General features: G+C 68.0%; 16 protein-coding genes. 8 read left to right on the top strand and 8 right to left on the bottom strand.

The window, feature by feature from the left end:
* Window positions 1-53 precede the first annotated feature (53 nt).
* The 3 genes from ACFRJ8_RS00525 to purB form a co-directional block, all read right to left on the bottom strand.
* On the bottom strand, window positions 54-557 hold the full coding sequence (locus ACFRJ8_RS00525; protein WP_377984214.1) for a GNAT family N-acetyltransferase: 504 nt from the start codon (window positions 555-557) through the stop codon (window positions 54-56).
* An 85-nt stretch (window positions 558-642) separates the two neighbouring features.
* Window positions 643-1,314 (bottom strand): histidine phosphatase family protein, encoded by a 672-nt coding sequence (locus ACFRJ8_RS00520; protein ID WP_377984213.1) that lies wholly within the window; start codon window positions 1,312-1,314, stop codon window positions 643-645.
* Window positions 1,311-2,753, bottom strand: a complete 1,443-nt coding sequence (purB, locus tag ACFRJ8_RS00515) for an adenylosuccinate lyase (RefSeq protein WP_377984212.1) — start codon at window positions 2,751-2,753, stop codon at window positions 1,311-1,313. Before purB ends, ACFRJ8_RS00520 begins: the two co-directional genes overlap by 4 nt.
* A gap of 210 nt (window positions 2,754-2,963) precedes the next feature.
* Between purB and ACFRJ8_RS00510 the strand changes: the two genes are divergently transcribed.
* Both ACFRJ8_RS00510 and ACFRJ8_RS00505 read left to right on the top strand, forming a co-directional pair.
* Window positions 2,964-3,287 carry a hypothetical protein gene (locus ACFRJ8_RS00510; protein ID WP_377984211.1) on the top strand — a complete coding sequence of 108 codons (324 nt, stop codon included), beginning with the start codon at window positions 2,964-2,966 and terminating at the stop codon, window positions 3,285-3,287.
* Entirely contained in the window at window positions 3,287-4,771 is a 1,485-nt protein-coding gene (locus tag ACFRJ8_RS00505; protein WP_377984210.1) for a hypothetical protein, read from the top strand. The genes ACFRJ8_RS00510 and ACFRJ8_RS00505 overlap by 1 nt, the downstream gene beginning before the upstream one ends.
* On the opposite strand, the gene ACFRJ8_RS00500 is transcribed toward ACFRJ8_RS00505, so the two are convergent.
* Entirely contained in the window at window positions 4,722-5,108 is a 387-nt protein-coding gene (locus ACFRJ8_RS00500; protein WP_377984209.1) for a phage holin family protein, read from the bottom strand. The genes ACFRJ8_RS00505 and ACFRJ8_RS00500 overlap by 50 nt on opposite strands.
* 106 nt (window positions 5,109-5,214) lie before the next feature.
* Between ACFRJ8_RS00500 and ACFRJ8_RS00495 the strand changes: the two genes are divergently transcribed.
* The 4 genes from ACFRJ8_RS00495 to ACFRJ8_RS00480 all read left to right on the top strand — a co-directional run bounded on the left by ACFRJ8_RS00495 (window position 5,215) and on the right by ACFRJ8_RS00480 (window position 10,275).
* Window positions 5,215-6,333 (top strand): histidinol-phosphate transaminase, encoded by a 1,119-nt coding sequence (locus ACFRJ8_RS00495; RefSeq protein ID WP_377984208.1) that lies wholly within the window; start codon window positions 5,215-5,217, stop codon window positions 6,331-6,333.
* Window positions 6,334-6,480: 147 nt separating this feature from the next.
* Window positions 6,481-7,758: a thiamine pyrophosphate-dependent dehydrogenase E1 component subunit alpha gene (locus ACFRJ8_RS00490; RefSeq protein ID WP_377984207.1), complete on the top strand. Its 1,278-nt coding sequence runs from the start codon at window positions 6,481-6,483 to the stop codon at window positions 7,756-7,758.
* Complete coding sequence (locus ACFRJ8_RS00485; RefSeq protein ID WP_377984206.1) at window positions 7,759-8,739, top strand: alpha-ketoacid dehydrogenase subunit beta; 981 nt, start codon at window positions 7,759-7,761, stop codon at window positions 8,737-8,739.
* 9 nt (window positions 8,740-8,748) lie between these two features.
* Window positions 8,749-10,275, top strand: a complete 1,527-nt coding sequence (locus ACFRJ8_RS00480) for a dihydrolipoamide acetyltransferase family protein (RefSeq protein WP_377984205.1) — start codon at window positions 8,749-8,751, stop codon at window positions 10,273-10,275.
* Window positions 10,276-10,504: 229 nt separating this feature from the next.
* On the opposite strand, the gene ACFRJ8_RS00475 is transcribed toward ACFRJ8_RS00480, so the two are convergent.
* Window positions 10,505-10,843, bottom strand: coding sequence for a hypothetical protein (locus tag ACFRJ8_RS00475; protein WP_377984204.1), 339 nt, complete (start codon window positions 10,841-10,843; stop codon window positions 10,505-10,507).
* Window positions 10,844-11,085: 242 nt separating this feature from the next.
* Between ACFRJ8_RS00475 and ACFRJ8_RS00470 the strand changes: the two genes are divergently transcribed.
* Window positions 11,086-12,720 carry an AMP-binding protein gene (locus tag ACFRJ8_RS00470; RefSeq protein ID WP_377984203.1) on the top strand — a complete coding sequence of 545 codons (1,635 nt, stop codon included), beginning with the start codon at window positions 11,086-11,088 and terminating at the stop codon, window positions 12,718-12,720.
* 4 nt (window positions 12,721-12,724) lie between these two features.
* On the opposite strand, the gene ACFRJ8_RS00465 is transcribed toward ACFRJ8_RS00470, so the two are convergent.
* The 3 genes from ACFRJ8_RS00465 to ACFRJ8_RS00455 form a co-directional block, all read right to left on the bottom strand.
* Window positions 12,725-13,153 (bottom strand): universal stress protein, encoded by a 429-nt coding sequence (locus ACFRJ8_RS00465; RefSeq protein ID WP_377984202.1) that lies wholly within the window; start codon window positions 13,151-13,153, stop codon window positions 12,725-12,727.
* A 144-nt stretch (window positions 13,154-13,297) separates the two neighbouring features.
* Complete coding sequence (locus ACFRJ8_RS00460; protein WP_377984201.1) at window positions 13,298-14,590, bottom strand: PLP-dependent aminotransferase family protein; 1,293 nt, start codon at window positions 14,588-14,590, stop codon at window positions 13,298-13,300.
* 189 nt (window positions 14,591-14,779) lie between these two features.
* Window positions 14,780-15,343 (bottom strand): NAD(P)H-dependent oxidoreductase, encoded by a 564-nt coding sequence (locus tag ACFRJ8_RS00455; protein ID WP_377984200.1) that lies wholly within the window; start codon window positions 15,341-15,343, stop codon window positions 14,780-14,782.
* Between the two features lie 126 nt (window positions 15,344-15,469).
* Here ACFRJ8_RS00455 and ACFRJ8_RS00450 point away from each other — a divergent pair, with 126 nt between their 5' ends.
* Window positions 15,470-16,102, top strand: a complete 633-nt coding sequence (locus tag ACFRJ8_RS00450) for a TetR/AcrR family transcriptional regulator (RefSeq protein ID WP_377984199.1) — start codon at window positions 15,470-15,472, stop codon at window positions 16,100-16,102.
* Window positions 16,103-16,225: the final 123 nt, after the last annotated feature.

Raw genomic sequence — 16,225 nt, 5'->3', positions numbered from 1 at the left:
GGCAGGCGGCGTTGTGTGACGCAGCGTTCCCCCTGCTCCGGTCGCGCGGCCCCCTAGGCCATGGCGGTGTGCGCGGCGCTGTGTGAATCGATCGGCTTCGCGTAGCAGTACGAGTGCACCACGCCGACATACGGCCCAAAGTTCGGCACGGACACAAAGCCCGAGTTCTCGTAGAACTGCCGTCCGTCGGTCTGCACCGAGCCGGCCTCTGCCGTCAGGGTGGTGACCCCCAGCGCGTGGGCGTGGGCTTCGAGCGCCGCGAGGATGGAGCTCGCCACCCCGGAGCCGCGGGTGTAGGGCAGCACATAGAGTCGCTTGATTTCGGCGGTCTGGGCGTCCAGCATGCGAAGGCCGCCGCAGCCCACCGGCTGGCCCGAGGCTTTGTCGTGCGCCACCAGGAACACCGCCGTGTCCGCTTCCGACGGCGGCGGCCCGGGTTCGTGGTCGGGCCGGCCGAAGCGCGCCTCGAGTTCCGCCTGCTGGGCGGCCCTCAGGTCCGCACCGACGGGGTTTGCCCAAGTGACCTGACGGATGTTGAGCCGCGGGTTGGTCTGCATCACTGCCTCGATTCGCCGAAGTGTTATGCAATCCAAGGCTAGGCGCCAGCGGTTTCGGCCGTGTTTCCTGCCGGTAAGCGTTGCGCTACGCCGGACGGCCGGTGGGGTCCTCCGCCGTCGGGTCCGCCAGGGCCAGGCCGCCCACGGGGCTGTCGTCCCAGTGGATGAGCTCCCAGCCGCCGTCGGGATCGCCGTCCAGCGCCACGATTCCGGTGTTGTCCAGCACATGTTTGATGGCAAAGTCCGGGTCGATGTTGCCCGCCCGCAGGCCAGCCCACACCCGGATGGCTGCACCGTGGCTGACCACGGCCACGGATCCTGAGCCCCCCGCTCCGTCGCCCCGTGCCGCTACTGTGGCCATCGCGGCATCGTAGCGGTCGAAGAAGTCCCGCCCGCTGGGACCGGCCGGCATCCGGCGGTCCAGGTCGCCGTCCGCCCAGGAAAAAATGGTGCCCAGGTACCGCTTGTGCGATTCGTGGTCCGTCAGCTTCTCCAGCGCCCCGGCTTCGATCTCGTGAATGCCCTGCAGCACCTCGGTTTCCAGCCCGTGCACCCGGGCGAGGGGCGCGGCCGTGATCTGCGTCCGGACCAGGGTGGAAGCGTAGAGGGCATGGATCCGCTCGTTCGCAAGGGCGCGGGACAAGGCCTCAGCCTGCCGCTCCCCGAGTTCGGTCAGGCCGGGCCCCGGGTGCGCGGTGTCCAGCTGGCCGAGGACGTTCCCGGGCGTCTGGCCGTGGCGGATGAGCAGGAGCCTCATTTGAGGTGGTCCACCAGCTGGTCCGCGATGCCCGTGTACTTGCCCGGAGTCAGGGCCAGCAACCGGGCTTCGGCGTCGGGGGACAGGCCGAGTCCCTGGACGAATTCCTGCATCCTGGCAGCGTCCACGCGCTGTCCGCGGGTCAGGTCCTTGAGCCGCTCGTACGGGTTCTCCATGCCTTCGACGCCGGCGATGGCCTCGGCGCGCATGACCATCTGGATCGCCTCGCCGAGGACTTCCCAGTTGGTGTCCAGATCAGCGGCCAGGGCGTCCTCGGCCACCTTGAGCCGGTCCAGGCCCTTGGCGACGTTGGAGATGGCGAGCAGCGAGTGGCCGAACGCCACGCCGATGTTGCGCTGCGAGGAGGAATCGGTGAGGTCGCGCTGCCAGCGGGAGGTGACCAGGGTGGAGCCCAGCACGTCCAGCAGGCCCGAGGAGATCTCGAGGTTGGCCTCGGCGTTTTCGAATCGGATCGGGTTCACCTTGTGCGGCATGGTCGAGGAGCCGGTGGCGCCTGCCACCGGGATCTGCACGAAGTAGCCGATCGAAATGTAGCTCCAGATGTCGGTGCAGACGTTGTGCAGGATGCGGTTGAAACGCGCGACGTCGGCATAGAGTTCGGCCTGCCAGTCGTGGCTTTCGATCTGGGTGGTCAGCGGGTTCCAGGTCAGGCCGAGGCCTTCGACGAAGCCCTTGGCGACGTGCTCCCAGTCGGCGCCCGGGACGGAGGCAACGTGGGCGGCGTAGGTGCCGGTGGCGCCGTTGATTTTGCCGAGGTATTCGGTCCGGGCAATCCGGTCCAGCTGGCGGCCAAGCCGGTGCGCTATGACGGCCAGTTCCTTGCCCAGTGTGGTGGGCGTGGCGGGCTGGCCGTGGGTGCGGGAAAGCATCGGCACGGCGCGGTTGTCCTCGGCCATGGCGCTGATCTGCGCGACGAGGGCGCGGGCCGCGGGCAGCCACACGTCCTCGACTGCGCCCTTGACGCCCAGGGCGTAGGAGAGGTTGTTGATGTCTTCGGAGGTGCAGCCGAAGTGCACGAGGGCGGTCAGGTGATCGATCCCGATGCCGGCCAGGCGGCGGCCGATGTAGTACTCGACGGCCTTGACGTCGTGCACCGTCACCGCTTCGATCTCGGCCAGTTCGGTGACCGAACCGGCGTCGAACTCCGTAACGATCGCGCGCAGCTGCTGCTGCTGTTCCGCCGTGAGCGGGCCAGCCCCGGGCAGGACGCTGTTGCCGGTCAGGTGGATCAGCCACTCGACTTCCACGGCCACGCGGTCGCGGTTCAGGGCGGCTTCGGAAAGGTAGTCCACCAGCGGCGCGACGGCGGACTGGTAGCGGCCATCCAGCGGGCCGAGCGCGATCTGGTGGTCGGACGCGGCGAGGGCCAGGCGTCCGGACGGCGTGCGGGTATCAGCTGTGGCGGCAGTTTCAGGCATGTGCCGATTCTTTCACGAAGTGCCGCCGGGCCTTAAGCGCACCTTTTCTTATGACAGTGCCGTGTGACTTTGCCGGCCGGTCCGGGATGGCTGTCCGGGGCGTTGTCCACATAGCCGGTCGGCGCTCTTCAGCCGGTTCTGGCAGGCCGATAGCGTCGGTCCATGAGTAGCGGGATGACGCCCGGCAGTTGGATGTCAGATGGCAGGTGGATGTCACACGGGCCGGCAGGCAGCGTGGCCGTTTTTGGCGTGACGGCCGCCGATGCCCTCCAGTGCGCGTCACGCGGTCATGAAGTCCAGCAGCTCGCGGCGCGCGTTGCGAGGTGCGCCGATGAGGCGGACGCGGTGCTCGCCGCCCTCGCCAGCCTTGAGCTGCAGACGTGGCAGTCGCCGGCCGGCCGCGCCTACCGGCTGGCCCTGTCCCTGCACGCGGCGGCGCTGCGCCGAAGCCGGGACTCCCTCCTCGATGCTGTTGCCGTGGTGCTCCGGCACGCCCGGAACGTGGCGCAGCCTCCGGACCGGATGGGCCCCTGATGGCCGAGGTGACCCCGGCAGGTTCCGGCGGCACCCCCGGGGTTTCGGCGCCGCCGGCTGACGGCAGCCTGCGGATCCGGGGCGGAATCGGCGGGGTGAGCTTCCAGTTTGAGGAACTGCTGGCAGGTGCTGCGGCACTGGACGGGCTGGTCCGGCAGCTGCAGTCGGTGGAAGTGGAGGCCGACGCCGTCCGGCGCGCGCTTTTCCCCTATCAGTCCGACTCCTACACCAGCGGCAGCAATGCCATCATCGCCGTGGGGGAGGCCGGCCGGAACGTCGGCCGCGTCCGGTCACAACTCCAGCGCATCGGCGACGACGTCCGCGCCAGCCACCGCGAGTACGAATACGCCGAAGCCCGCAATGCCCTGCTGCTGCGAATGGGGTTTCACGGCTCCGAATTCGGCGCAGCGCCGGCGCCCTTCGCCCTGCCGGCGGTGCGCGGCATCGTTGAAGACTGGACCGCCATGGCGCCCCGGAACCTCGCCGTGCTGCTCGGCCTGCCCGGGCCCCTGGCCGCCGTCGCCGGAGCCCTGAGCGGGCCCACAGACGTCCGCCGCCTGGTCCGGGACGCCTCGGACGCGCCGGGGCTCACGTTCCTCAAGCCCCGGCCCGTCAGCATCGTGGGCCGCGAGACGTATTCGGCGGACGTCGACCTCTCGCCGGCCGGGCTGTTGCGGCGCGCCGGAGCGGTGGGGGAGCAGGGTGGCCGGATCGAGGTCATCGAGGTCGACGGCGCCACCCGGCCCGCGTGGGTGGTCATCATCCCCGGAACCCAGCAGGGCGGCCTGCCGGAAGGCACCAACCCCTTTGACCCCGCCGGAATCGCCGAGGCCCTGGGCCACGACTCGGCATGGACCTCAGCCGCCATCCGGCAGGCTTTGGAGCAGGCCGGAGCCGAGGCCGGCGATCGGCTCGTGGCTGTCGGCTACAGCCAGGGCGGGATCCACGCCATGAACCTCAGCAAAGACCGGGCGGTCCTGGCCGAGTACGATCTCAAATTCGTGCTGACGGCGGGCTCGCCCGTTGGCGGTATCAGCCCGGGGCCGGGGATCCGCAGCCTGCACCTGGAGCACGAACAGGACTGGGTGCCGGGAGCGGACGGACTGGCCAACCCGGACACCAGGGACCGCGTGACCGTGACCCTCACCAACCCGCTGGCAATGCCGCCGCTGCAGGACTTCGGGCTGGGTCCCGGGCACCGGCTGGAGAATTACGCGGACGGTGCCGCGCTCGTCTCGGCAAGCCGGGACAACACGCTGCAGGACTCCACGGCTGCGCTGGCCGCAGTGGTGGGAACCGGCGGGGCGGCGACGGTGAGCCGGTTCTCGCTGCGGCGCGAGGCCCGGCCGGCATCACCAGGAACGCGGGCACCGCGGGGAACATCCGCGGCTCCGGGGCCCGTGGGTCCGGGACCGCCGCACGGCCCGGGAGCTTCTAGCGGTCGAGGGCGGGAAGGAAGCTGGCCACGAGGGACACCGCGCTGATGATGATGGCGGCGAACACGGCGGTCCAGAAGAACGAGTCGATGGTGAAGTGCACGGTGGTGTAGCTGCTGATCCAGGACGTCAGGTAAAGCATTGCCGCGTTGATGACCACCGTGAACAGGCCCAGGGTCAGGATGGTGATTGGCAGCGACAGGATGCTGACGATCGGCTTGACGAAGGCATTGACCAAGCCAAAAATCAGGCCGATGAACAGGTAGCCCAGGATGAGGCTGATGGTGCCGTCGCTCTGGGTGGAAATATCCAGCCCGGTGAGGATCCAGCAGGCGATTGCCAGAGCCAGCCCGTTGATGATGACTCGTACGATGAATGAGCGCATGGCCCCATGCTGTCATAAGCCCAGCGACGGCGGCAGGGACCATCTTCCCCTTTGCGGCAGCGGCCATCCCCCAACAGCACCAGCGACCCGAAGTAGGCTAGTTGGCATGACTTCATCAGAGAACCCGGCCGGGGGCATCAGGCCCCGTCCGGTGGTAGACCTCCTCCCCCGCTACGCGGCCGGCAAACCGCCCGCCCCCGTGGAAGGCCTGGTCAGCTACAAACTGTCCTCCAACGAAAACCCGTTGCCCCCGATCCCTGCAGTGCAGCAGGCCATCGCGGCGCAGACCGATTTCAACCGCTACCCCGATCCGCTCAGCAGCAAGCTGCGCGAATCGCTGGCCCGCTTCCTGGATGTTCCCGCCGAGGACATCGTCACGGGCGCCGGCAGCCTGGGCGCCCTCAACCAGCTGCTGGCCACCTTCGCCGGCCAGAACGACGACGGCAAGGCCGACGAAGTCATCTACGCCTGGCGCTCGTTCGAGGCCTACCCGATCTGTGTGGGGCTGGCGGGGGCCGAGAGCGTCCGGATCCCGCTGACGGCCGAGGGGCGGCATGACCTGGACGCCATGGCCGCCGCAGTGACCGCCCGGACCCGGATGATCCTGCTGTGCACGCCCAACAACCCGACCGGGCCCATCCTGACCACGGAGGAAACGGAACGCTTCATCAACGCCGTTCCGGCCGACGTCGTGGTGGTCATCGACGAGGCCTACCAGGAATTCGTCCGGGCCGGCGACGCTGTGGACGGCATCGCCATGTACCGGAAGTACCCTAACGTCGTCGTCCTCCGGACGTTCTCGAAGGCGCATGGCCTCGCCGGACTCCGCGTGGGTTACAGCGTCTCCCGGCCCGACCTGACGCAGCACCTGCGGGTAGCCGCCACGCCCTTCGCGGTGTCCCAAATCGCGGAAACGGCTGCAGTCACGTCGATCGAGCACTTCGCTGACGTTGTAGAAAGGGTACAAAGCCTGGTGGACGAACGGGACCGGGTCACGGCCGGACTCAGGGATCTGGGCTGGTTCGTTCCGGAGGCCCAGGGCAACTTTGTCTGGCTCAATCTGGGCGCAAACAGCGCGGAATTCGCCGCCCTGGCTGCCGAGCGGGCACTGTCCGTGCGCGCCTTCGGCAACGAGGGCGTCCGGGTCAGCGTCGGCGAAGCGGAAGCCAACACCCGGTTCCTGGAGCTCTGTGCGATCTATACAAAACCGCCACAGCGTTCCTAGCGCTTAACACGGCACGTTCAGTCCGCCCCGTGCGGATAAAGTAAGGAACAGTAAGCCAAAATATATGCCGAATGCGGAATGCATTCCAACTCCGGCATATATCCCAGCGATTGCGGCGCATTCGGATGCGGCAAGCAAGGAGACGGTATGGGCGCCATACATCTGCCCTCTACCGAGTTCGACGGAACCGAGATGGATGACCAGCTCGAGGCGGAGGCGGAGGCCCAACTGGGCGCCCCGGCCGAATCGATGGTGCAGTTGCTGGCCCCTGACGGCACTCTGGGCTCGGACCCGGTTTTCTCAAAGTACGCCGAGAAGCTGGATCCGGCCACGCTGCGCGGGTTCTACGCGGACATGGCCAAGATCCGTCGCTTCGACGTGGAAGCCACCGCCCTGCAGCGGCAGGGCCAGCTGGCCCTGTGGGTTCCGCTGACGGGACAGGAGGCTGCCCAGATCGGCTCGGGCCGGGCCAGCCAGCCGCAGGACTACATTTTCCCGACCTACCGCGAGCACGGCGTGGCCCTGACGCGGAACGTGGACCTGGCCGAGCTCCTGCGTCAGTTCCGCGGTGTCTCCAACGGCGGCTGGAACCCGAAGGACACGAACTTCCACCTCTACACGCTGGTCCTGGCCGCCCAGACCCCGCACGCCGTCGGTTACGCCATGGGCATCCAGCGGGACCAGAAGCTGGCGGCCGCCAACGCCGTGGCCGGCGGTGAAGCGGGACAGGCCGGGGAGCCGAATGCTGCCGTCATGGTGTATTTCGGCGACGGCGCCAGCTCCGAAGGGGACGTCCATGAATCCATGGTGTTCGCCTCCTCCTACCAGGCGCCGGTCGTGTTTTTCTGCCAGAACAACCACTGGGCGATCTCGGTGCCGAGCTCTGTGCAGACCCGCATCCCGCTCGCCAACCGCGCCAAGGGCTACGGCTTCCCCGGCATCCGGGTGGACGGCAATGACGTGATCGCCGTCCACGCCGTCACGGAGTGGGCGCTGGAGCAGGCCCGCGAAGGCCACGGTCCGGTCCTGATTGAGGCGTTCACCTACCGGGTCGGGGCGCACACCACGGCCGATGACCCCACCAAGTACCGCGAGTCCGCCGAGGAAAGCCTGTGGCGGGCGAAGGACCCGCTGGAACGGCTGGAGAAGTATCTCCGCGCCGAGGGCCTCGCGGACGACGCCTTCTTCAACCAGGTCAAGGCCGACGGCGACGAGCTCGCAGCCTATGTCCGCAAGACCACTTACGACCTCGAAACCCCGGACATCCGGACTGCCTTCGCCAATACCTATGTGGAGGCCCATCCGCTGGTGGCCGAGGAACTGGCCTGGTTCGAGGAATACAGCGCAGGGTTCGCCGATGCCGAAACCGGACAGGCAAAATCAGATCCGGCACAGGCGGAGCAGACAGACAAGGCGGCCGAGTAAATGACCACCATGACCATTGCGAAAGCCATCAACGAGGGCCTGCGGGCCACGTTGAAGAACAACCCCCGCTCGCTGCTGATGGGCGAGGACATCGGGGCCCTCGGCGGCGTCTACCGGGTCACCGACGGTCTGATCGCCGAGTTTGGCGCCGACCGCGTCGTGGATACCCCGCTGGCCGAATCCGGCATTATCGGCACCGCGATCGGCCTCTCCCTGCGCGGTTACCAGCCTGTCTGCGAGATCCAGTTCGACGGCTTCGTGTTCCCCGGGTTCAACCAGATCACCACCCAGCTGGCCAAGATGCACTCGCGCAGCAACGGCAACCTGACCGTTCCTGTCGTCATCCGGATCCCGTACGGCGGCGGCATCGGCTCGATCGAGCACCACTCCGAATCGCCGGAGGCGCTGTTCGCCCACACGGCCGGCCTGCGCATCATCACGCCGTCCAACCCGCACGACGCCTACTGGATGATCCAGCAGGCCGTCGACTGCCAGGATCCCGTCATCGTCTTCGAACCCAAACGCCGCTACTGGCTCAAGGGCGAGGTCGACACCGAGACCCCCGGCGCGTCCGCGGACCCCTTCAAGGCCCATGTGCTGCGCGAGGGAACCGACGCCACCGTGGTGGTCTACGGGCCGCTGGTGCCCGTGGCCCTGGCAGCGGCGGAGGCCGCCGCCGAGGACGGCCACAGCGTCGAGGTAATCGACCTCCGCTCCATCTCGCCGATCGACTTCGACACCGTCACGGCATCGGTCCAGAAGACCGGCCGGCTGATCGTGGCCCACGAGGCCCCCACGTTCGGCGGCATTGGCGGCGAAATTGCCGCCCGGATCAGCGAACGGGCGTTCCACTCGCTGGAGGCTCCCGTCATCCGCGTCGGAGGATTCCACATGCCCTATCCCGTGGCCAAGGTCGAAGAAGACTACCTGCCGGACATCGACCGCATCCTTGAGGCGCTGGACCGCGCCCTGGCGTACTGACGAGGACCCATGACGCTCAACAAGTTCAACCTTCCCGACGTCGGCGAAGGGCTTACCGAGGCCGAAATCGTCGCCTGGAAGGTCAAGCCCGGCGATACCGTGGCCATCAATGACGTCCTGTGCGAGATCGAGACGGCCAAGTCCCTGGTGGAACTGCCGTCGCCCTTCGCGGGGACCGTCACGGAACTGCTGGTTTCCGAGGGAGTCACGGTGGACGTCGGCACGCCGATCATCAGCGTGAGCGACGCCGTCGCCGCCGAGGTGCCGGCCGCGCCGGTGCCGGCCGCCCCTGCTGCCCCGGCACCTGCCGCCGCGGCCGCTCCCGCGGCGCCCATGTACGGCACGCTGCCGGCTGACACGTCCGAGGCCGGCGAAGCAGCCGGGCGCCCGGCTGGCGGGCCGCTTGTGGGCTCCGGTCCCAAGGCCGACGCCGTCAAGCGCCGGCGGCGGATATCCGCCCCGGCGGCCACTTCGGCCGCCGGCAACGGCACTCCGGTAATAGAGCCGGCTGCTGTGGAGGCCCACGACATCTGGATCAGCCCGGCCGCCGTCGGCAATCCGGCTGCGGAGGCCGCCGGCCCGGCCGACGCCGTGGACCTGCGCCCCACGCTGGGCGGTGCCATCAGCGGCCTGGTCGGCAAGGTGCTCGCCAAGCCGCCGGTCCGCAAGATCGCCCGGGACCTCGGGATCAACCTGGCCGACGTCGTCCCCACCGGCGCCCGCGGTGAGGTGACCCGTGAGGACCTGGTGAGCTATCAGGCCCAGCGTGATGCCGAGGTGGACAAGGCGGACTCGTTCTGGGGCAAGTCCGGCCGCCCGCAGGACCAGCGGATCGAGCGGATCCCCGTCAAGGGCGTCCGCAAGGCCACCGCGAAAGCCATGGTCGAGTCGGCGTTCTCGGCGCCGCACGTCAGCATCTTTGTCGACGTCGACGCCAGCCGCACCATGGAATTCGTCAAGCGCCTGAAGGCCTCCCGCGACTTCGAAGGCATCAAGGTCTCCCCGCTGCTCATCCTGGCCAAGGCGGTCATTTGGGCCGCGGCGCGGAACCCGAGTGTCAACGCCACTTGGGTGGACAATCCGGACGGCAGCGATTCCGCGGAGATCCACGTCAAGCACTTCATGAACCTGGGCATCGCGGCCGCCACGCCCCGCGGACTGATGGTGCCGAACATCAAGAACGCCCAGGACCTTTCGCTCAAGCAGTTGGCCCTGGCCCTCAACGAGCTCGCCACCACGGCGCGGGCCGGCAAGACCCAGCCCGCCCAGATGCGGGGCGGCACGCTCACCGTGACCAACATCGGCGCCCTCGGGATCGACACCGGCACGCCGATCATCAACCCGGGCGAGGTCGCGATCGTGGCCTTCGGCACCATCAAGCAGAAGCCCTGGGTCCTCGACGGCGAAGTCATTCCGCGGTGGATCACCACCCTCGGCGGCTCCTTCGACCACCGGGTGGTGGACGGTGACCTGTCGGCCCGTTTCATGGCCGACGTCGCCGCCATCCTGGAGGAGCCGGCACTGCTGCTGGACTGACGCGGCCCGAGGACCGCAGCCCGCAACGTTCCTCCCCAGTTGCTTCGGCTCCCACAGCCCTGCACCCGCGGAATACCGCGGGTTCCCCGGCCGCCGCGACGTCCCGCGGCCGGCAACTGGGACGGAGCGTAGGACCCGGGCCGCGGCCAAGGTGAAAACGACGGAACCCCGCCGCTGAAGCATTCAGCGGCGGGGTTCCGTCGGTATCGGGCCGAATGGCCCGGGTGTCTCAGTATCCCGAGTACGCGGTCAGCATCTGAACCATCGCGGGATCGCCGCTCATGCCTGCGACGGCGGCCGAGGCGGCAAACATCAGGCCCCCGAGCCCCGCGCCGCACGCGCTGATCGCAGTGAGGAACTTCCAGTCCTCACGGAACACGCTGCGCAGGGTGTCGGGCATGCGCAGGCCCGGGGCAATCAGGTTGGGGGCGCTGTCGGTTGAACCGTCGTCCAGGAACGCGACAACGCGGCCGGCGCCGCGGTCCACGCGCATGGCACTGATGTGGTTGCCGTGCCGGGCCAGGAGAATGTCGTGGCCAACCAGCTGGCGGCGCTGAAGAGTGATCATGGGTCCCTTTGGGTAGGTGGGTTCTTGGATGTCCGCACCATCGCAGGGCACTTCCCATTTTATCGGCCCGGTCTGTTCCGGGCGGCCCAATGGGCGGTGAGGCTGCCCACGGGAGGGGGTGATCCTGATCAAGTTCGATACACAGTCAAGTCCGCGCCGTCCTGTCCCGGCGGTGCACCCCGGCATTAGAGTGACACCAGCCGCCGACAGCCCGGGCGGACGCGGATCAAAGGAGATGTTGCGTGTTTTCAAGCCCCTACCCCGACGTCGAAGTTCCCAATCTCAGCATTTACGACTACCTCTTCGGCACTCTGGCAGAGGAGGAGCTGGACCGGGTCGCCGTCGTCGACGGCACCAGCGGTGCAGAAACGACGTACCGGGCGCTGCGTGGGCAGATCGATGCCCTCGCCGGCGCCGTGGCCGCCCAGGGCCTCGGCGTCGACGGCGTGGCAGGCATCCTGTGCCCCAACGTCCCGGCCTTTGCGGCAGTCTTCCACGGCCTGCTCCGGGCCGGCGCCACGGTCACCACCATCAACTCGCTGTACACGGCGGACGAGATCGCCCTCCAGCTCACCGACGCCGGCGCCGGCTGGCTTTTTACCGTTTCGGCGCTGCTGCCGGCAGCCCGGGAGGCCGCTGAACGGACCGGGATCCCGGCCTCGCGGCTCGTGGTGCTCGACGGCGCCGACGGCCACCCCTCGCTGGGTGACTTGCTCGCCATGGGCGCCCCGGCTCCCCGGGTCTCATTCGATCCGGCCACGCATGTGGCCGTGCTGCCCTATTCGTCCGGCACCACGGGCAGGCCGAAGGGTGTCATGCTCAGCCACCGAAATCTGATCGCCAACGTGGAACAGGCCAGGGGGCTGCTCGGCGTCGGTCCCGAGGACCGGCTCCTAGCGCTGCTCCCGTTTTTCCACATCTACGGGCTGACCGTGCTGCTGAACCTCGCCCTGCGCCAGCGCGCCAGGCTGGTCACGATGCCCAGGTTCGATCTGCCCGAGTTCCTGCGGATCATCCAGGAGCACCGATGCAGCTACCTGTTCATCGCACCTCCCGTGGCCGTGGCGCTGTCCAAGCACCCGCTGGTTGCCGAGTACGACCTCGGCTCGGTGCACACCACCCTCTCCGGCGCGGCGCCGCTGGACGGTGAGCTCGGCACCCGCCTGGCCGAGCGGCTCGGCTGCCGGGTCCTGCAGGGCTACGGCATGACCGAGATGAGCCCGGTGTCGCACCTGATCCCGCGCGACAGCCGCGACGTCCCCGTCAGCTCTGTGGGCCACACCGTGCCAAACATGCAGTGCCGGCTCGTGGACCCGGCTACGGGGGAGGACATCCCGGTTCCCGCGGAAGGAACCAGCGCCCCGGGGCATCTGTTGTGCCGCGGGCCGAACGTGATGCTGGGCTATCTCAACCGGCCGCAGGAAACCGCGGACACCCTGGACGCGGACGGCTTCCTGCACACCGGAGACATCGCCACGGTGCGGGCAGACGGGGTGGTGACGATCGTGGACCGGCTCAAGGAACTGATCAAGTACAACGGCTACCAGATCGCCCCGGCGGAGCTGGAGGCGCTGCTCCTCACGCACCCCGGCATCGCCGACTCGGCGGTGATCGGGACCCGCGACGCCGACGGCCAGGAAGTGCCCAAGGCGTTCGTGGTCCGCCAGCCCGGCGCGGACGGCGATGCCCTCGACGTCGCGGGTGTCATGGACTTCGTGGCAGCCAAGGTGGCGCCGTTCAAGAAGATCCGCCGGGTGGAGTTCATCGAGGCCGTGCCGAAGTCGGCCTCAGGAAAAATCCTGCGCCGGATGCTCAAGCCCGCAGAGCCCGCCGCAGTGCCGGCCCCAGAGCCGGCCGCGGTGTCCGAGAAGCAGTAATGCCTTAGTCGGCGTCGGTCTTGGCGATGTAGACGTCGCAGGGGGCGTTGTGGGCCACACTGTTCGCAACGCTCCCCAGGACCCGGCCGATCCCGCTCATGCGGCGGTTCCCGACCACGATCATCCGGGCACCGGTCCGTTCGGCTTCCCGGATCAGGGCCTCGGCGGGCTTGCCCCGGGCTGCGGCATGGGTGACGTTGGTGTCCGGGCGGCGCAGGCCGTCCGCCACGGTCCGCGCCACCTTCTCCGCGTTGCCGGCGTCGGAGACGATCCACTCGTCACTGCCGCTGCCGAAGACCTGGGTCCTGTCGCTGTCAAAGGCGCTGACCACATGAAGTGTCGCCCCCATGGAAACTGCGAGGTCACGCGCGGTCTGCGCGGCCCGCAGGGCAGTTTCACTGCCGTCGACGCCGACAACGATAATTCCGGTCATGGACTGCTCCTCTTTGAACGACTAATGCTGGTTAGTGTGCCTGTTCGCTGGGCCCTGCTGTTCAGGGACTAGTGCTGTTCAGGAACTAGTGCTGCCCGACAGGCCCAGCGAAACCTGCCGGTGTTCACGCTACAGTTCTTCAAACTACAGTGCGGCCAACGCTTCGCGCAGCACCGGCGCGAGCCGCCGCACGCCCTCACGGATCGACTCGGGCGGCACCGCGCTGAACGCCAGCCGGATCTTGTTCGAGGTGTCGTCCGACGGCGTGAACGCCGCTCCCGGGATGAAGACGACGCCGGCGTCGATGGCCTTCTTCAGCAGCGGGTAGGTGTCCACGCCTTCGGGCAGCGTGACCCAGACGAAGAAACCGCCGTCGGGTTGGGTCCAGCTCAGCCCGTCCGGCATGTATTCGGCCAGGGCGGCAAGCATTGCGTCGCAGCGTTCCTTGTACAGCCCGCGGTACGTCTCGATCTGGCCGCGCCAGTCGTATTCGCGCAGATAGGCCGACACCAGCATCTGGTTCAGGGTGGGCGGGCACAGGGTGACGGCCTCTGATGCCAGGTAATACCGGCGCTGCAGGTGGGCCGGGACGAGGGCCCAGCCGATCCGGAGGCCCGGGGCGAAGATCTTGGAAAAGGACCCCATGTAGATGACGTCGTCCGGGTTGGCAGCCCGCAAAGGGGTCAGCGGCTTGCCGTCGAAGCGGAGGAGGCCGTAGGGGTTGTCCTCCAGCACCAAGATATTCGCGTTTCGGCATATATCTACCACCGCCTGCCGGCGTTCTGCGGACAGGGTGATGCCGGACGGGTTGTTGAAGCTTGGGATGGTGTAGAGGAACTTGACGTTTCTGCCGGCGGTTTGGAGGGCGGCGATTTTCGCCTCCAGCAGGTCCGGGACGATGCCGTCGCCGTCCATCGGCACGGCCTCGACTCCCACCTGGTAGGCCTCGAACGTGTTGAGGGCGCCCACATACGTAGGATCCTCCACGAGCACCACATCTCCGGGATTGCAGAAGACTTTGGCGGCGACATCCTGGGCGGACTGCGAACCGGCCGTAATCACGATGTTCGCCGGGTCGGCGTCGAGGATCCCCTCCGCTGCCATGACCTCGCAGATCTGGGAGCGGAGTTCCTCAGTGCCCTGGCCGCTGCCGTACTGCAGGGCGATCATTCCCTGCTCGGCGATGATCTTCTCGGCGGTCTGGCCAAGGCGTTCCAGCGGCAGGGACTGCAGGTACGGGCTTCCGCCGGCGAGGGAAACGAGGCCGGGGCGCATCGAGATGTCGAAGACGTCCCGGACTGCCGATTGTTTGATATTTGCTGCGCGCTCCGAGAACAGGATCTCGTGGCGGTGGGCGGACGTAGCCGCACGTTCGATTGCGTCAATGGCCTCGGCCGGAAGTACTGCTGCGGCGGCATCAAGTGTTTCGTGGGTCACAGACCCTAGGATACTACCCATGTTGCGCGGGAGGAAACGATTGTTTTCTAGCATTTGCTTGCCATCAAATCGTCAAGCCTCCGTCCGCGGCGCCCCCGGGTGGTCCGGAAATCCCGGAGGCCCCCGGCAGCTGCATCCTGCCGGGGGCCTTGGGGTGTTGTGGAGCGGAGTCCGTGAGTGGCGGAGGGCCTAGGCCGCTGCCGCGGCGGGGGCTTCGGCCAGGGCGTCGAACACACCCTTGATCTGCTCGACAACTTCGGCGTCATCCTTGGGGTGGACCTCGGCGAAGCGAACCATCGAGCCGGGGACTGCCAGCTTGACGTTCTCGAGGACCTGGGCGCCGGCAATGCCGACGGCCTTGCGGGCCTCATCCTGGGCCCAAACGCCGCCGAACTGGCCAAAGGCGGTTCCGACAACCGCGGTGGGCTTGCCGGACAGGGCGCCGGCGCCGAACGGGCGGGACAGCCAGTCGATGGCGTTCTTCAGCGATGCCGGGACTGTGCCGTTGTGTTCCGGCGTAACCAGCAGGATGGTGTCGGCGTCGCTGGCGGCGGCGCGCAGGGCGGCGGCGGCAGCGGGCACCTGGCCTTCGACGTCGATGTCCTCGTTGTAGAACGGGATGTTGCCCAGGCTCTCGTGAATGACAACGTCCACCTGCTCCGGGGCGTTGAGAGCGATGGCCTCGGCCAGCTGCAGGTTGGTGGAGCCGGCGCGGAGGCTGCCGACGAGGGCGAGGATGGTCTGCTTGGACATGTGTACTCCTGTGCATCACGCCGCAGGATGGTTCCGGCGGCTGGTGGATCGTAGGGCTTTGGGGGCCTTCACCCATGCTAAACGGACTGCGGTCCGGTTATATTCCGGGGGGCTAGACTCAGCGGTGTGAGCCTCATCCCGATCCGTCCCGGTGCCCAGTCCGGGGGAGGGCGCCCCGCAGCGCCCGCCGCAGAAGCCGGGCGCCGTGACGCGGCGCGCAACAGGGAGCTGCTTCTTTGCGCCGCCCGGGAAATCGTGGAGGAATCCAGCGTCGACGCCCTCACCATGGACAGGCTGGCGCAGCGCGCCGGAGTTGGAAAAGGGACAGTCTTCCGGCGGTTCGGCAGCCGTGCCGGGCTGATGATGGCCCTGCTTAGTGATGCCGAGGCTGAATTCCAGGGCAGGTTCATCTTTGGGCCGCCGCCGGTGGGCCCCGGCGCGCCGCCCCTGGAGCGGTTGATCGCCGTGGGTGCCGCCCGCATTGCCTGGACCCTGGAGTTCGGGGAGTTGGCCCGGGCCGCCGACGCGTCGGCCTACAACAGGTTCGATGTGCCGCCGGCCGTCCTCTGGCACCGCCACCTTGAGATGCTGCTGCGCGAGGCCGGTGTGACGGCGGACCCGGGCCTCATGGCGTCAGCCCTCGGGGCGGCGCTGGAGCCGGAGCGGCTACTCCATTCCGTCAGCGTGCACGGGATTGCGCCCGAACGGCTGGCGGAAACCTGGCGGGAACTCGTCACACGCGTAGTAGCCGGACAATAGCGCGGTGTTGGCCATTCCGCGAGTCAAAATCCACTCCACGGACTTATTCATAACGATCTGTAGTTGAGCCGCCGTGTCGCGGCCGCCGGGAGCGCTCCGCGGCCCGGCATATGTGATAGCTTC

This window comes from Arthrobacter sp. NPDC056886, assembly GCF_042788715.1.
Lineage (GTDB): Bacteria > Actinomycetota > Actinomycetes > Actinomycetales > Micrococcaceae > Arthrobacter.
Note: the sequence above shows the minus strand (reverse complement) of the source record. Positions and strands in the feature narration are given on the sequence as shown.

What these genes read in the sequence shown, in the direction of transcription:
- ACFRJ8_RS00465 (WP_377984202.1), bottom strand. Translation starts at nt 13,153, where the DNA reads ATGACCGGAATTATCGTTGTCGGCGTCGACGGCAGTGAAACTGCCCTG.
- ACFRJ8_RS00525 (WP_377984214.1), bottom strand. Translation starts at nt 557, where the DNA reads ATGCAGACCAACCCGCGGCTCAACATCCGTCAGGTCACTTGGGCAAAC.
- ACFRJ8_RS00520 (WP_377984213.1), bottom strand. Translation starts at nt 1,314, where the DNA reads ATGAGGCTCCTGCTCATCCGCCACGGCCAGACGCCCGGGAACGTCCTC.
- ACFRJ8_RS00480 (WP_377984205.1), top strand. Translation starts at nt 8,749, where the DNA reads ATGACGCTCAACAAGTTCAACCTTCCCGACGTCGGCGAAGGGCTTACC.
- ACFRJ8_RS00490 (WP_377984207.1), top strand. Translation starts at nt 6,481, where the DNA reads ATGGGCGCCATACATCTGCCCTCTACCGAGTTCGACGGAACCGAGATG.
- ACFRJ8_RS00510 (WP_377984211.1), top strand. Translation starts at nt 2,964, where the DNA reads ATGTCACACGGGCCGGCAGGCAGCGTGGCCGTTTTTGGCGTGACGGCC.
- ACFRJ8_RS00505 (WP_377984210.1), top strand. Translation starts at nt 3,287, where the DNA reads ATGGCCGAGGTGACCCCGGCAGGTTCCGGCGGCACCCCCGGGGTTTCG.
- ACFRJ8_RS00495 (WP_377984208.1), top strand. Translation starts at nt 5,215, where the DNA reads ATGACTTCATCAGAGAACCCGGCCGGGGGCATCAGGCCCCGTCCGGTG.
- ACFRJ8_RS00475 (WP_377984204.1), bottom strand. Translation starts at nt 10,843, where the DNA reads ATGATCACTCTTCAGCGCCGCCAGCTGGTTGGCCACGACATTCTCCTG.
- purB (WP_377984212.1), bottom strand. Translation starts at nt 2,753, where the DNA reads ATGCCTGAAACTGCCGCCACAGCTGATACCCGCACGCCGTCCGGACGC.
- ACFRJ8_RS00485 (WP_377984206.1), top strand. Translation starts at nt 7,759, where the DNA reads ATGACCACCATGACCATTGCGAAAGCCATCAACGAGGGCCTGCGGGCC.
- ACFRJ8_RS00500 (WP_377984209.1), bottom strand. Translation starts at nt 5,108, where the DNA reads ATGCGCTCATTCATCGTACGAGTCATCATCAACGGGCTGGCTCTGGCA.
- ACFRJ8_RS00455 (WP_377984200.1), bottom strand. Translation starts at nt 15,343, where the DNA reads ATGTCCAAGCAGACCATCCTCGCCCTCGTCGGCAGCCTCCGCGCCGGC.